This is a genomic window from Tateyamaria pelophila (assembly GCF_019966495.1).
In the GTDB taxonomy this organism is placed as follows: domain Bacteria; phylum Pseudomonadota; class Alphaproteobacteria; order Rhodobacterales; family Rhodobacteraceae; genus Tateyamaria; species Tateyamaria pelophila.
This window is the reverse complement of sequence record NZ_JAIMIA010000038.1, coordinates 1-14,744: the sequence shown is the minus strand read 5'-3', so window position 1 is coordinate 14,744 and position 14,744 is coordinate 1. Positions and strand designations below refer to the sequence as shown.

Annotated in this window: 13 protein-coding genes; 11 read left to right on the top strand and 2 right to left on the bottom strand. The window is 59.2% G+C overall.

Features of this window, described 5'->3' with window-relative positions; translation table 11 throughout:
* The first annotated feature begins 87 nt into the window (after window positions 1-87).
* From LC354_RS13280 to ribD, 11 genes are all read left to right on the top strand, one after another.
* The gene (locus tag LC354_RS13280) at window positions 88-351 is read left to right on the top strand and encodes a sarcosine oxidase subunit delta (protein ID WP_223424585.1); all 264 of its coding nucleotides are present in this window, start codon (window positions 88-90) and stop codon (window positions 349-351) included.
* Window positions 348-3,281: a sarcosine oxidase subunit alpha family protein gene (locus LC354_RS13275; protein ID WP_223424583.1), complete on the top strand. Its 2,934-nt coding sequence runs from the start codon at window positions 348-350 to the stop codon at window positions 3,279-3,281. The genes LC354_RS13280 and LC354_RS13275 overlap by 4 nt, the downstream gene beginning before the upstream one ends.
* A complete protein-coding gene (locus LC354_RS13270) occupies window positions 3,274-3,819 on the top strand; it encodes a sarcosine oxidase subunit gamma (protein ID WP_223424581.1) in 546 nt (181 codons plus the stop codon). The genes LC354_RS13275 and LC354_RS13270 overlap by 8 nt, the downstream gene beginning before the upstream one ends.
* A gap of 35 nt (window positions 3,820-3,854) precedes the next feature.
* Window positions 3,855-4,157: a hypothetical protein gene (locus tag LC354_RS13265; RefSeq protein WP_223424579.1), complete on the top strand. Its 303-nt coding sequence runs from the start codon at window positions 3,855-3,857 to the stop codon at window positions 4,155-4,157.
* 51 nt (window positions 4,158-4,208) lie between these two features.
* Window positions 4,209-6,158 carry a DNA primase gene (gene dnaG, locus LC354_RS13260; protein WP_223424577.1) on the top strand — a complete coding sequence of 650 codons (1,950 nt, stop codon included), beginning with the start codon at window positions 4,209-4,211 and terminating at the stop codon, window positions 6,156-6,158.
* A gap of 132 nt (window positions 6,159-6,290) precedes the next feature.
* Window positions 6,291-8,273 (top strand): RNA polymerase sigma factor RpoD, encoded by a 1,983-nt coding sequence (gene rpoD / locus LC354_RS13255; protein WP_223424624.1) that lies wholly within the window; start codon window positions 6,291-6,293, stop codon window positions 8,271-8,273.
* A 238-nt stretch (window positions 8,274-8,511) separates the two neighbouring features.
* Window positions 8,512-8,781 carry an HlyU family transcriptional regulator gene (locus LC354_RS13250; protein ID WP_223424575.1) on the top strand — a complete coding sequence of 90 codons (270 nt, stop codon included), beginning with the start codon at window positions 8,512-8,514 and terminating at the stop codon, window positions 8,779-8,781.
* 21 nt (window positions 8,782-8,802) lie between these two features.
* On the top strand, window positions 8,803-9,210 hold the full coding sequence (locus LC354_RS13245) for a secondary thiamine-phosphate synthase enzyme YjbQ (protein WP_223424573.1): 408 nt from the start codon (window positions 8,803-8,805) through the stop codon (window positions 9,208-9,210).
* 93 nt (window positions 9,211-9,303) lie between these two features.
* A complete protein-coding gene (locus LC354_RS13240; protein ID WP_223424572.1) occupies window positions 9,304-9,744 on the top strand; it encodes a hypothetical protein in 441 nt (146 codons plus the stop codon).
* 129 nt (window positions 9,745-9,873) lie between these two features.
* Complete coding sequence (gene nrdR / locus LC354_RS13235; RefSeq protein ID WP_223424570.1) at window positions 9,874-10,344, top strand: transcriptional regulator NrdR; 471 nt, start codon at window positions 9,874-9,876, stop codon at window positions 10,342-10,344.
* Entirely contained in the window at window positions 10,341-11,444 is a 1,104-nt protein-coding gene (gene ribD / locus LC354_RS13230; RefSeq protein WP_317849318.1) for a bifunctional diaminohydroxyphosphoribosylaminopyrimidine deaminase/5-amino-6-(5-phosphoribosylamino)uracil reductase RibD, read from the top strand. Before nrdR ends, ribD begins: the two co-directional genes overlap by 4 nt.
* A gap of 2 nt (window positions 11,445-11,446) precedes the next feature.
* On the opposite strand, the gene LC354_RS13225 is transcribed toward ribD, so the two are convergent.
* The gene (locus LC354_RS13225; protein ID WP_223424568.1) at window positions 11,447-13,450 is read right to left on the bottom strand and encodes a capsular polysaccharide biosynthesis protein; all 2,004 of its coding nucleotides are present in this window, start codon (window positions 13,448-13,450) and stop codon (window positions 11,447-11,449) included.
* Window positions 13,451-13,472: 22 nt separating this feature from the next.
* Window positions 13,473-14,609 (bottom strand): polysaccharide biosynthesis/export family protein, encoded by a 1,137-nt coding sequence (locus LC354_RS13220; RefSeq protein ID WP_223424567.1) that lies wholly within the window; start codon window positions 14,607-14,609, stop codon window positions 13,473-13,475.
* Window positions 14,610-14,744 lie beyond the last annotated feature (135 nt).

Genomic DNA, 14,744 nt, shown 5'->3' with positions numbered 1-14,744 from the left:
GGAGGAGGATGAGAGTATGGGAGCCTCCGGCGGGGATTTTTTTGGAACAGAGAAGGGGCGGACTGTACGCCTCTCAGGAGAGGTGTGATGCGGTTGCCCTGTCCGATCTGCGGTGCGCGGGATCATCGCGAGTTTTATTATCAGGGTGCGGCGGTGATGCTGGACCGTCCGGAGCCCGATGCGGGCAGTGACGTCTGGGATGAGTATCTGCATCTGCGTCCCAATGTCCCCGGTGCACATGATGAATTGTGGAGCCATGATGCCGGTTGCGGTGCGTGGCTGAGAGTGACACGCAATACTGTAACCCATGAGGTTATTGGCGCGGTTCTGGCGTCGGAGGTGAGCCGTTGAGGGTTGCAGGTAAAGGGCTGATCGACAGGTCGCGTCCCATTTCGTTCAGATGGGACGGGACGACTTATAGTGGGTTTCAGGGTGATACCCTCGCGTCGGCCTTGCTGGCTCATGACGTGCGGATGGTTGCGCGGTCGTTTAAATATCATCGGCCCCGTGGGATCTTGTCGGCAGGCTCGGAGGAGCCCAACGCATTGGTCACGGTCGGGCGCGGCGCAGACACGGATCCCAACGTGCGCGCGACGGTTCAGGAGATTTACGAAGGGCTGGAGGCGCGGCCTCAGAACGCGTGGCCTTCGCTGTCCTTTGACGTGATGGCGGTGAATGATCTGGCCGCTCCTTTTCTTGGGGCGGGCTTTTATTACAAGACGTTCATGTGGCCGGGCGGTTTCTGGGAAAAACTCTATGAACCGTTGATCCGCAGGGCGGCTGGGTTGGGTGCGCTGGGTGGTGAAGCGGCGAAGGACCAGTCTGAAAAGGCCTATGCATTTTGTGATCTGTTGGTGATCGGCGCAGGGCCTGCCGGTTTGATGGCGGCGCTTGTGGCCGCCCGGTCCGGGGCGGATGTCATTCTCGCTGACGAAGACAGTCTGATGGGAGGGCGTTTGAACGCCGAAACGCTGAGCGTGGATGGACAATCGGGTCATGTCTGGGCGGGGCAGATGGTTGAGACTCTGCGCGCCATGGACAATGTGCGTCTGATGCCGCGCACCACCGTGACCGGTGCCTATGACGGTGGCACCTTTGGCGCGTTGGAGCGGGTATCGCATCATTTGAGCGGTGTACCCGAAGGCGGTGTCAAGGACACGTTTTGGCGGATCGTCGCGCGCCGCTCGGTCCTCGCGGCAGGTGCTTTGGAGCGCCACATTGCGTTTCGGAATAACGATCGGCCCGGTGTCATGGCGGCTGGGGCCGTGCGCGCCTATCTCAATCGCTGGGGGGTTGCGCCGGGCAAGGCGCTGACGCTTTTTGCGAATAATGACGACGCCCATCGCACCGCGTGCGATCTGCTAGACGCGGGCGTGCACATTTCCGGCGTGATAGACAGCCGCCCGGATGCGCAGGCCCAGGGGGATTATCCGCTTTATGCCGGGGCGGTGGTCACGGGCGGTCATGGGCGCAAGGAGCTTGAAGCGATCAGCCTCAAGACCCAAACCGGCACGGAACGGTTGTTTACCGATTGTCTGGCCGTATCTGGTGGCTGGAACCCGACGGTGCATTTGACCTGCCATATGAACGGCCGCCCGACATGGGAGCCCAGAATCGCGAGTTTCGTGCCGACATCGGGTTCAATTCCGGGAATGGAGACAGCCGGAGCCTGCAACGGCGCGTTCTCGACGGCGGCCTGTTTGGCCGAAGGTGTTGCGGCGGCGCAAGCAAGTCTGGCAGCGCTGGGCATGAAATCGGCGTCCGTTGATTTGCCCGTCGCCGAGGATACGCCCTATGCGATCGCCCCGCTTTGGGCCGTTCCGGGCAAGGGACGTGCCTGGCTGGATTTTCAGAATGATGTGAGTGTGAAAGACGTCAAACAGTCGGCGGCGGAGAATTTCGCTTCGGTCGAGCATATGAAACGCTACACCACGCAGGGGATGGCGACCGATCAGGGCAAGAACTCGAATGTGACGGCGCTTGCCCTGCTTGCGGATGCGACGGGGCGCGGCATTCCTGACACCGGGACAACCACGTTTCGGCCGCCCTACAGCCCCGTGCCTTTGGCGGCATTGGGGGCCGGGGCAAAGGGCAAGGGGTTTGCACCGGAACGGTTCACCACGAGCCATGCCGCCAGCGTCGAGGCCAAAGCCCCGATGGTCGAGGCGGGCCAGTGGTACCGCCCGTCCTATTTTCCGGTACAGGGGGAGCGGACCTGGCGGCAGTCCTGTGACCGCGAGGTTGGCTATGTCCGCAATGCGGTCGGGGTGTGCGATGTGTCCACCCTTGGCAAGATTGACATTCAGGGGCCGGACGCGGCGCGCCTGTTGGATCTCGTCTATACCAACATGTTTTCGACCCTCAAGGAAGGGCGCGTCCGCTATGGCTTGATGCTGCGCGAAGATGGCTATGTCATGGACGATGGGACCACGGCGCGTCTTGGGCCTGAGCATTACGTGATGACGACGACGACGGCGGCGGCCGGTCAGGTCATGCGCCATCTGGAGTTCGTCAGTCAGGCGCTGCATCCCGAATGGGATGTGCGTATCATGTCGGTGACCGAGCATTGGGCGCAGTTTGCCGTTGCGGGTCCGCTGGCGCGGAATCTTTTGAGCGGTGTTTTGGATGACCCCCTCACCGATGAAGCATGGCCGTTCATGTCCTGCGGTCCGGTGTCGGTTCTTGGGGTGGCAGGGCGGCTCTTTCGTATCTCTTTCTCGGGCGAGCATGCCTATGAACTGGCGATACCGGCCCGGTATGGCGACAGCTTGTTTCGCCTGCTGGTCGCGCGCGCCGAGGCAATGGCGGGCGGTGCATACGGAATGGAAGCTCTGAATGTGCTGCGCATTGAAAAGGGGTTCATCACGCATGCGGAAATCGATGGGCGGGTGACCGCAGGGGATATCGGGATGGCGCGTATGATCTCTGCCAAGAAGGACTGTATGGGCAAGGTCATGGCGGCACGGCCCGGACTGGTTCAGGAGGACCGTCCACAGCTTGTCGGGCTGAAACCCGTTGGTCCGGTCAAACAGTTGAGCGCCGGGGCGCACATCTGTTCCCGCGACGAAGACGCCGTGCCAACCGATGATCAGGGATATATCACCTCGGTCGGATTTTCACCGACCATGGGGCATTTCGTGGGTTTGGGGTTTGTGAAGGCCGGGCTTGGCCGACACGGCGAAGTGCTGCGCATGGTGGACCACCTGCGCGGCCTGGATGCACAAGTCGAACTCTGCGATCCGGTGTTTTTTGACCCTGAAGGAGGACGGGCCCGTGGGTGAACTGATAGCCAGAACACCGCTGGACGGGTTTGAGCCGCTGACGATCGGCGACGTCACTTTGTCCGAAGTGGACATGGGGGTGTTGACCTCCGTGGCGCCATATAAGGGGCAAACCAAGGCGATTGCCGCGGCATTGCAAGACGCCCATGGTATGGCGTGGCCCGCACCGGGCCGCGCGACGGGCAAGGCAGAGGCGCGCGCCATCTGGTTCGGTCGCGATATGGCGCTGTTGGCAGGGCCAGTGCCGGATCCGTCTTTGGCGCAACACGCCGCCCTCACGGATCAGTCTGACGCCTGGACCTGTTTGCACCTGTCCGGCGCTGGGGCAGAGGCCATACTGGCCCGTCTGGTTCCCGTCGACCTGCGCGGGTCTGTGTTCAAGCGCGGACATACGGTGCGCAGCCTGGTTCAGCACATGAACGGGTCGATCACGCGTACGGGTCCGCAGACATTCCTGATCATGGTTTTCAGGTCGATGGCCAGGACCCTTGTACACGATGTGCAAAGGGCCATGGAAAGCGTGGCGTCGCGAGGGTAACCTTGGGCAATCGAATCTTAATGACGGAGCCATCAATGAGCCGACTTGCCTTGTTTATCCTTGCCGTAACGATGGCGGCACCTGTCGCTGCCGATCAGAAAAAAATCGAATCCTGCGGCTATCAAGCACAAGTTGTCTCTGCCATTCAGCAAGCGCGCCGCGACCGTGTGCCGGAACGCGAAGTGCCCGCACATATTCGTGCATCTGATCCGGCATGGCCGGAAAACTACAATGACGCCATTCCCCTGCTGACTCCTTGGGTTTACGAGCAAAAACGACGGACCATCCGGCAGGAAGACCTTGGGGCTGCGTGGAATGAGATGTGCTTGCAGCAATAAGCGTGCGCTGAGGCTCTCGACTCTGGGGCCGAACGCCCCAATATTGTTTCCATGAGCTTGCCCCCGGGATTTTTGGATGAACTGCGGACGCGCCTGTCACTGGGACAGGTGGTTGGGCGCAAGGTCATGTGGGATGCTCGCAAATCAAATCAGGGCAAGGGCGATCTTTGGGCGTCGTGCCCGTTCCACCACGAAAAATCGGCGTCGTTCCACGTGGATGACCGCAAGGGTTTTTATTATTGCTTTGGCTGTCACGCCAAGGGCGATGCGATCAGCTTTGTGCGTGAGACGGAGAACGTGGGCTTTATGGAGGCTGTTGAAATCCTGGCCGGTGAGGCCGGGATGCCGATGCCCGAACGTGATCCGCGTGCCAAGGAAAAGGCGGACAGGCGCACCCAGCTTTCGGACGTGATGGAACTGGCTGTCCAGCACTTTCGGCTGCAACTGAAAACCGGATCTGCGTCGGAGGCGCGTGGATATCTTGATCGGCGTGGCTTGTCGCCTGATGCGCTGGACCGATGGGAGATCGGGTTTGCGCCGGATGCCTGGCAAGGCCTTTGGGACGCGCTGAAAGCCAAGGGCGTCGAGGATGATCTGATCCTGGGTGCCGGCCTTGGAAAGCCCAGCCAGAAGGGTGGCAAGCCTTACGATACGTTTCGGGGCCGCATCATGTTCCCGATCCGCGACGCGCGCGGGCGTTGCATTGCCTTTGGTGGCCGTGCCATGGACCCGAATGACAATGCGAAATACCTGAACTCGCCCGAGACGGAACTCTTTGACAAGGGGCGGAGCCTTTACAACATCGGTCCGGCCCGTACCGCTGCCGGAAAGGGTCAGCCGTTGATCGTCGCAGAAGGCTACATGGATGTCATTGCCCTTGGCGAGCACGGGTTTGGCGCGTCGGTCGCTCCCTTGGGAACCGCGATCACCGAAAACCAGTTGCAGATGTTGTGGCGTGTATCTGATGAGCCGATCATTGCGCTGGATGGGGATACGGCCGGTGTGCGTGCGGCGATGCGTTTGATCGATCTGGCGTTGCCCTTGCTGGAGGCGGGCAAATCCCTGCGGTTCGCATTGATGCCCGAAGGTCAGGACCCGGATGATTTGTTGAAAGCTCAGGGCGCGCCTGCGCTGCAAAAACTATTGGATAATGCGATCCCGATGGTCAGCCTGTTGTGGCAGCGCGAAACGGAAAGCAAGAATTTCGACAGTCCGGAGCGCAAGGCGGCGTTGGATCGTGCGTTGCGGGACAAGATCAAACTGATTCGCGACCCATCCATCCGCCAGCACTATGGGCAGGCGATCAAAGACCTGCGCTGGCAGTTGTTTCGACCTCAGAGCGCCACCAAAGGCCCGCGTAAGGGGGGGTGGCAAAGGCATGCGCCACAGTCCGCGATGCCTGCCACCAAGTCTTCGGTGCTGGCCATGTCCGGGGATGCCCAGGTCACGGTGCATCTGCGCGAAGCGGTCATTTTGGCGGCCTTGATCTGTACACCCGAAGTGGCAGATGACTTTGAAAGCGGATTGGAAGGACTGCCTTGCGCGGACCCTGATCATGCGATCATGCGCGACCTGATTCTGCGCCATGCCATCGACGGACCGGAAGTGTTGCGCGAAAAGATTTTTAGCGCACTCGGCCCGGAAGCCCTTGAAAATATGCTGTCATCGCGCCATTTGGCTATTATCCCATGTATCCGCTCACCAGGCGATGCCGACATGGCCCGGATGACCGTGGCCGAAGAGCTCGCAAAACTCAGCGCGGCAAAGGGGTTGAATGCCGAGATCGCGGATGCGGTTCAGGATCTTGCCGGTTTGGCGGATGAAGGTGTGACTTGGCGTCTGAGCCAGGCGGCTGCTGCGGCGGCCGACGCAACACGCAGCGGGAAAGACGACAACGCAGAATATGAGACGGGTGATAACGGTGCCCACATTAATCGTAGCGAACGGGACGCCTTTGCTGCTTTGATGGATAAAATCAGGTTTTCAAAGCCCGGACGGTGATGCGTTTTGGCCGCGAAACCTTAAGAAAATGAAGCTACACGGGTGGCGAATCGCTCAAAAGGCATGAATGATTCCCTGACTGATTCGTTTTTATCAGCGAATCACTGAGGAGCCCCGGTAAAGGAGCCCATGATGGCCGCGAAAGACACGAACGAAGACGTCAAGAACGACGATCAGGATACCGGACACTCGCTTGATATGAGTCAAGCGGCGGTCAAGAAGATGATCGGCGAGGCCCGCGAAAAAGGGTACATCACCTATGATCAGCTCAACACGGTGCTGCCACCGGATCAGGTAAGCTCAGAACAGATCGAAGACGTCATGTCGATGTTGTCTGAAATGGGCATCAACATTATCGAAGATGAAGAGGCTGAAGAGGAAGAGCAGAAAGGCTCGACCGATGTGGCCACGACCGAAGGCACGCGTGATCTGACGCTGGGATCCACGGGCCAGGAAAAGCTGGACCGAACGGACGATCCCGTACGGATGTACCTGCGCGAGATGGGCAGCGTCGAATTACTGAGCCGCGAAGGCGAAATTGCCATCGCCAAGCGGATCGAGGCCGGGCGCAACACGATGATCGCGGGCCTGTGCGAAAGCCCGCTGACGTTCCAGGCCATCACGATCTGGCGCGACGAGCTTTTGTCCGAAGACATCCTTCTGCGGGATGTGATCGATCTTGAGGCCACATTCGGCAACCAGATGGGCGAAGAGGGTGACGTTCAGGAACCTGTCGTCGAAGCATCAGCGACCACGGAACAGAAATCCGAGGCAAGCCCTGAACTGGATGCCGACGGAAATCCGATCGCCAAAGACGACGATGATGACGAAGACGAACAGGCCAACATGTCGCTTGCCGCCATGGAGGCGGCGCTCAAGCCTCAAGTCCTCGAAGCGCTCGACATCATCGCCGATGACTATGCCAAGTTGAGCGAGATGCAGGACAGCCGGATTTCGGCGACCCTCAACGAAGACAGCTCGTTCAGCACGGGCGAGGAAGAAATCTACCAGAAACTGCGCTCCGAAATCGTTTTGCTGGTGAACGAACTGCACCTGCACAACAATCGGATCGAAGCCTTGATCGATCAGCTCTATGGCATCAACCGCCGGATCATGCAGATCGACAGCTCCATCGTTAAACTGGCCGACCAGGCCCGTATCAACCGCAAGGAATTCGTTGATGCCTACCGTGGCCGCGAACTTGATCCCGGCTGGCTCGAAGAGATGGGCGGCAAGACGGGTCGCGGCTGGCAGATGTTCATTGAACGCTCCACCGACAAGGTTGAAGAGCTGCGCGCTGAAATGGCACTTGTTGGTCAATATGTCGGTCTGGATATTTCTGAATTTCGTCGCATCGTGCAGCAGGTTCAGAAGGGCGAGAAGGAAGCCCGGCAGGCCAAGAAAGAAATGGTCGAAGCCAACCTGCGCCTCGTCATCTCGATTGCCAAGAAATACACCAACCGTGGTTTGCAGTTTCTTGACCTCATTCAGGAAGGCAACATCGGCCTGATGAAGGCGGTGGATAAATTTGAATACCGTCGCGGGTATAAATTCAGCACCTATGCGACGTGGTGGATTCGTCAGGCGATCACGCGCTCCATCGCGGATCAGGCGCGTACGATCCGTATTCCGGTGCATATGATCGAAACGATCAACAAACTGGTCCGTACGGGTCGCCAGATGCTGCATGAAATCGGTCGCGAACCGACGCCCGAGGAATTGGCAGAGAAACTGCAAATGCCTTTGGAAAAGGTTCGCAAGGTGATGAAGATCGCCAAGGAGCCGATTTCGCTGGAAACGCCTATCGGCGACGAGGAAGATAGCCAGCTTGGCGATTTCATCGAGGACAAGAATGCCGTGCTGCCGCTGGACAGCGCCATTCAGGAAAACCTCAAGGAAACGACGACACGCGTGCTTGCCTCGCTGACACCGCGCGAAGAACGCGTGCTGCGCATGCGTTTCGGCATCGGTATGAACACGGATCACACGCTGGAAGAAGTGGGCCAGCAGTTCAGCGTGACCCGTGAACGTATCCGGCAGATCGAAGCGAAAGCTCTGCGCAAGCTCAAGCATCCAAGCCGGTCGCGCAAGTTGCGGTCTTTCCTCGATCAGTGAAGGTTGAAATGCGCCTGTTGGACGGTTGTCACTGGATGACCGTCCATTAGGACATTTGCCCTTGGAACGTTTGGACTGCGGCAAGACGTGCGCACACTGGAGACTATTCGAGACGCCGAGATTTGCGGAGCAATGACGGGCTTTGGGTTCAAAAGACAACCGATTGCCTTTGGGGCGTTTGACCGTATCGTGTCAGTAGTGGCAAACTGACCAGCAGAGCAAAACAAGAGAGAGTCTTATGTCACTGTTCAAGAAACTCTTTGGCGCAAGCCCGCCGCCGGAACCGACAGTCGAAGAATACGAAGGCTATCGCATCACGGCAGAGCCGCAGCGCGAGGGCAACGACTATCGGGTTGGCGCACGGATTGAGAAGGATGTGGACGGACAGACGCTCACCCATAGCCTGATCCGGGCAGACACCATGAGCGATTTGTCAGATGCCGAAGCGGCGTCGATTTCCAAAGCAAAGCAGATGATTGATCAGCAAGGCGACAAGATTTTTCGCTGATCCGGGGCCTGTTCCAGCGACATGAATCAAACAGCGTTTACAGTTCAGACCCGTGGCCAGGGGCTTTATGAATTCACCCGCGATGTCCTCGACTGGTGTAAAGGCGATGGTCTGCTCTCCCTGTTTGTCAGGCACACATCCTGTTCGCTCCTGATTCAGGAAAACGCGGACCCTGAAGTGCAAGCGGACCTCACCAACTTTCTCAGGCGGCTTGTCCCACCCAGCACCGATCCAAGCATGTCGTACCTGACCCACACCTATGAAGGCCCTGATGACATGCCCGCTCATATCAAGGCGGCGCTGCTTCCTGTCAGCCTGAGCATTCCCGTCGCAAGCGGCCGCCCGTTGCTGGGAACATGGCAGGGCATCTATCTGTTTGAGCACCGGGACGTGGCTCAGACCCGCCATGTCGTCGCTCACTTGGCGTAAAGATCCAGATCGCAAAATTCTTGCTTTGATGCGGCTGTGACTATCAATCTTTCAAAAGTGCCGTATTCTGGAGCGCGAACAAGGAGCGGTTCCATGTATAAATCTTTGGCTCTTGCTGCGGTGATTGCTGTCTCGACCTTTGCAAACGCGGATGCGTTTGGCTTTCCGTTACTGGAGCGCTTTACAATTCCTGTTTTTCCGATCGACGCGACGAGTTTCGAGGTAATTGAAGCGGATGGGGCAGGTGGTCAACAGCTGTGGTGTGCGGCCGGTATCTTTACGACACGCGTCATGGGAGTGCAGCGGGGCGATCTGTACATCAAAGTAGCCCGTGGGCCATCGCAGAACGTTCCCGGGCGCGTCGGCATCGTGTTCACGACACAGCCGGTGCCGGACTCTTTCACAACATATTCGTCCGGCGTGCGCGAGGCAGGCAAGAGAGCATCGGTGGGAATGGCGAATGCGCTTTGCTTTGGCGAACCTGCGCGACGTGTCCGCATTCGCCTGCCCAACGGCAATTTGGTGCGTCCCTGATACAGGATGGGCACAGCTTATTTAGCTGTGTCATTTCTCCTCTACCCAAAACCTAGACGACCTCCTATAGTTTCGTGGAGTGGGGGCAATACCCTACCATAGGCGGGATGAACGAGAAGGGGATAGGCCATGCGCTGTCCGTTTTGTGGAAATATCGACACTCAGGTGAAAGACAGTCGGCCTGCGGAGGATCATGTTTCGATCCGTCGCCGCCGCTTTTGCCCCGCCTGTGGTGGACGGTTCACCACATATGAACGCGTGCAGTTGCGTGACCTCGTCGTCATCAAATCCAACGGCAAGCGTGAAGACTTTGATCGCGACAAACTCGAACGCTCGATCCGTATTTCCATGCAGAAACGCCCGATTGATCCCGAGCGGATCGACCAGATGATTTCGGGCATTGTTCGCCGTCTGGAATCCATGGGCGAGACGGACATCCAGTCAAAACAGATTGGTGAGATCGTGATGGAGGCGCTTCAGCGTATCGACACAGTGGCCTATGTGCGGTTTGCCAGTGTCTACAAGAATTTCCAGGCGGCCGATGACTTTGACAAATTCGTCGCCGAACTTCGACCCGATCCCGCGCCCGAAGAAGAGTGACCGCGACGCACGACACACGCTTCATGCAGCTCGCGCTCAGCCTTGGAAGGCGTGGGCAGGGTAACGCGGCCCCGAACCCGGCGGTCGGTTGTGTGATCGTCAACAAGGGCCGCATTGTCGGGCGTGGTTGGACGCAACCGGGCGGCAGGCCCCATGCCGAAACCGAAGCGTTGGCGCAGGCCGGTGCCGCAGCGCAGGGGGCGGACGTCTATGTGACGTTGGAGCCCTGCGCTCACCACGGCCAGACCCCCCCTTGCGCAGAGGCGTTGATTGCGGCGCGCGTGGCGCGCGTTATCGTCGCCATCGAAGATCGCGACCCACGGGTCAATGGTGCTGGCCTTCGGATGTTGCGTGCTGCGGGCATTGCCGTAGAAACCGGGCTTTGCACGGACATCGCCGCTGCGGATCTGGCCGGATTCTTCCTGAAAACAGAACAGGAGCGCCCCTTTGTGACACTCAAGCTGGCCAACAGCTTTGATGGGCGCATCGCCACCGGCACGGGCGAAAGCAAGTGGATCACCGGGCCACATGCCCGGCGCGCCGTCCATGCAATGCGCGCGCGTCATGATGCGGTGATGGTCGGCGGCGGCACGGCACGTCAGGACGATCCGTCGCTGACGGTCCGTGATCTGGGTATCTCCAGACAACCGGCGCGCGTGATCGTTTCGCGGCGTCTGGATGTGCCGTTGATGGGAACGCTGGCCCGCACGGCGCAGGATGTGCCCGTGCTGATGTGCCATGGGCCGGATGCGGACCCGACCTTGCAGGATGTCTGGCGCGATCTTGGGGCACATCTTTTGCTCTGCGCCAACAGCGGCAATCAATTGGACCCGCGCAGCGTGTTGCACGCGTTGGCAGAGTTTGGGATGACGCGCGTGTTCTGTGAAGGTGGCAGCGCGCTGGCGGCTTCGATGATCGAAGCGGATTTGGTGGACCGGCTGGTTGGCTTTACGGCGGGCCTGACCATTGGCGCGGAAGGGTTGCCGAATGTGGGTGCGCTCGGTCTTGGCAAGCTTGCCGATGCAGCCCGGTTTGATCTGCTGTCTGTCCGGCCCGTCGGCGGCGACATCTGCCATGAATGGGCGCGCGCCTCGCGTTGAGCTTACCGCCAGAGATGCGCACGGCTGGCTAGCACGCCTTGTGCCTTGGATAAAAGGCGATTGACCAGACCCGGATGGGGCAATGGGCCGTTCGCAAGCCGTTCCACGATGACTTCGACAGGGCAAGGCAGCCCGCTGACGGGATCGTAGTAGCGCGGATAATCGATCAAGGTCGCATGGACGAGGCCCAGCAGCGAGATATCCTCCCGGCGGCGCGGTGGGACCTCGCCGAGATCCTCGGTCAAACCCCAACCCGCATAAAAAGGCGCGCCTGTGGTTACCACATGAACGCCGCGCAGCAGGGCTTCGAACCCGGCCAGCGACGTCATTGTCCATACCGTTCCGGCCGCATCCAAAAGCTGTGTAATATCGGCCCGATTGGCGACGACATCTGCGAGAGCACTTGCATCGCAGTGTCCGCTGCGCAGGCCTGCCTCGACGTCGGGGTGCGGTTTGTAGATCAGCGTTGCACCCGGATGCGCGGCTCGGGCAGCTTCCAACAAGGCACCGTTCGTTGAAATTGCGCCTGCTCCGAGACGGATGGATGCGTCGTCTTCGACCTGTCCGACGACCAGAACGCGCGGTCCTGGCGGAAATTCAGGCATTGTGCCGCCAAGGTTATATTTACTCACGGCATTTTTCTTCAGTGCTGCGATCAGGCGTTCCGCGCGAAGCGCTTGATCCGGGCGGAGTGACCGGCGGGACCGGATCAGGTTTTCCAAACGGCTGGGACGCGTTGGATCATAGTAGATACCCAGATCGTCCGTCACCAAAGACAATGGTGGCACCAGTTCTGCGCCCAATCCCCGCGAACGCAGGAAACCGTCTTCGACGCGAACGGCTGTTCTGTGTTCTTGCTCCGCTTTGCCTGCCCAAACCATCCAGGGGCGACCGCTGGCGCTTGCCTTGGCCGGGTCGTCCTGAAATGAAATCGCTTTGTAGCGACCAAAGACCTTTTGCAAAGGTCCACGTTTCCATAGGCGCATGCCACTGGCGACCCATCCGCGATGATCCTCGCGCCAGCTTCGGGTCTCGGCGGCGAGAGCTTCGATAGCCGTTTCGCAGTCGCAGAGGCAATCGCGACAGGGATCGTACCATTTGGGATAAAGGATCATCGCCGCCGCAAAGAGTTGCGCGCGCGTCAGGCCGCGCTGCCGACGCTGTACAGGAAATTCATCCTGTGTCAGACCCCAGCCCGCGTAAAATGGCTGGCCGAAAACACGCGGTTTGTGCCCTGCCAGAATGGCCTCGAAGCCCAGCCCGGACGACACTGTGTAGACGGCAATGGCACCCTCCATCAGGGTCCATGGGCTGACTGGGGCACTGAGGAAGCTGACCCCCTGACTGGCATCGCTTTGTGTGAAATAGCCCGGACGATGGCCTTGTGCTGTTTCAGGATGGGCCTTGATCACGATGCGCGCGCCGGGATGCTCCTCTTGCGCGACGAACAGCATTTCAAGGAATCGGTTTCGATCTGCACCTGAGGCAGTAACGGATGCATCGCCCCTGGTCTGGTCGATCACCAGCACATAGCCGGGGGAGGGCACGACCGCTTCGGGTTCGAAACAGGTGTATTTGCTCAGATGGGCCTCTTTGATCCGCGCGATTGCGCCGCGGGCGCGGTCGAGCAAGGCAGTGTCGTCAAGTGGATGAGTTGCGAGCAACTCTTCGAGATCGGAGGGGTGACTGGGGTCGAAATGAACGCCTTTGTGGTCGATCAACAGGCCCAAAGGTGGGCTGCCATCACGTCCGGTAAACACCGACCGCAAAAAGGCATCTTCGACGCGCACCAATTTGGCATTGTATCGCGCAGCCACGGCGATGCCGCGATGTGCCGTGGGTGAGTTGCCCCATATCCCGATCAGATCGCCTGCCTTGGGCCGGCCCAGCGATACCTTGTAGTCGGCCAGAGCCAGAATACGCCGCACCCGCGATTGGGTCAGAAAGCCACCATTAAAAACGAAAAGCCGCCGGGCCTTTTCTGGTCCGGCGGCAGACGCTGACATGTCCGTCACGTCAGTTTTCAGATCAGTAACCTGTCGCGATGTTCACAATCGAATCGGCTGACGTCAGGGGGCCGGTCAGGGCCGAAAGCACTTTGGTGAACTGGGTGTAGGGCGCTTCTGTTACAAAAACCGTGTCACCATCGCGGATCACGAAATCGCGGGCCTGGAAAACGCCGTTGGGTTTGGTGAGGTTCAGCACGTAGATCAGTCGCTGCTCACCAACCAGATCGCTCCGCCCAAGAACGGTATTTGAAATCGCTGCGGTCTCGTTACGGAAGACGAAAATACCGGTCGGGTCAGCTGCGGAAGACTGCAAACCACCCACTTCTGCAATGGCCTCCAGTGCGTTCAGGTCCTGGCTGCGAAACTGTACGCGCGATTGCCCGCTCGTTGCGCCCATGGCTGTAAAGCTGCGGGTGTCTTCTTCGACAAGAATGCGGTCACCGCCCCGCAAGGCGATATCGAGTTCGGGGTACTTGAAAAGATCCTGGAACCAGATGCGGCTGCGCATACCGCCCCGAATGACGGTCACTTGTGCGATTTCCGGTGTGATTGTCACACCGCCGGCCCGCGCCAGCATGGTCGACAACGTCCGCGTGGGGCGTTCGATTGCGTAAACGCCCTGCGCGCCAACCGATCCGATCAAGGAGACCGTCGAGCCGTCGCCTGCGAGGCGGCGCACTTGCACCTGCGGATCGGGTGTTTGTTCTTCGAGGCGCATCGTGATGATGCGCCGAATCTCTTCGGGAGAGTTGTCTGCAGCCCGAATACGCCCGGCGTAAGGGACAAAGATGAAACCATCCCCGTCAACCTGCACTTCTTCGAGGATTGTGGAGCTTTGGGTTTCGCCGACGAGCAAGCCGTCATCGACGTTTTCCCAGATCGTGAGGCCGAGTTTGTCGCCGGGGCGGATCGTATCGGATCCCAGAACACCGGCGTTCTTGAAGCTGTTGGAAAAGCCCAGGGCTGGGGTAACTGCGGTGGCACGGGTCACACTGTCATTGACCGTGACAACAAATGCGTCGCCTTGCTTTTGCACGGAGCCTTCGTAGATTTCTCTTTTGTTGGGGCCGACCTGGGCCAATCCGCATGCAGAAAGAATGCCAACAATGGCCAGTGCCGCACCAACGCGCGCCAGACGGAATGACGGAAAATTCACTTTCCACCTAATGGATCGAAGCCACCGGCTTCTAGCCGGTCCGCTTCAGCGAATCTTTCTCTGATCTTCTCTCCTGAATTTTGAAACCCGCTGTGGCGGTATGGTTTCAAAATTCAGGAGAGAAGATCATGCGTT

Bases quoted from the DNA above. Each gene is read 5' to 3' on its own strand.
- LC354_RS13280 (WP_223424585.1), top strand. From the start codon at position 88: ATGCGGTTGCCCTGTCCGATCTGCGGTGCGCGGGATCATCGCGAGTTT.
- LC354_RS13265 (WP_223424579.1), top strand. From the start codon at position 3,855: ATGAGCCGACTTGCCTTGTTTATCCTTGCCGTAACGATGGCGGCACCT.
- dnaG (WP_223424577.1), top strand. From the start codon at position 4,209: ATGAGCTTGCCCCCGGGATTTTTGGATGAACTGCGGACGCGCCTGTCA.
- rpoD (WP_223424624.1), top strand. From the start codon at position 6,291: ATGGCCGCGAAAGACACGAACGAAGACGTCAAGAACGACGATCAGGAT.
- LC354_RS13250 (WP_223424575.1), top strand. From the start codon at position 8,512: ATGTCACTGTTCAAGAAACTCTTTGGCGCAAGCCCGCCGCCGGAACCG.
- LC354_RS13245 (WP_223424573.1), top strand. From the start codon at position 8,803: ATGAATCAAACAGCGTTTACAGTTCAGACCCGTGGCCAGGGGCTTTAT.
- LC354_RS13240 (WP_223424572.1), top strand. From the start codon at position 9,304: ATGTATAAATCTTTGGCTCTTGCTGCGGTGATTGCTGTCTCGACCTTT.
- nrdR (WP_223424570.1), top strand. From the start codon at position 9,874: ATGCGCTGTCCGTTTTGTGGAAATATCGACACTCAGGTGAAAGACAGT.
- LC354_RS13225 (WP_223424568.1), bottom strand. From the start codon at position 13,450: ATGTCAGCGTCTGCCGCCGGACCAGAAAAGGCCCGGCGGCTTTTCGTT.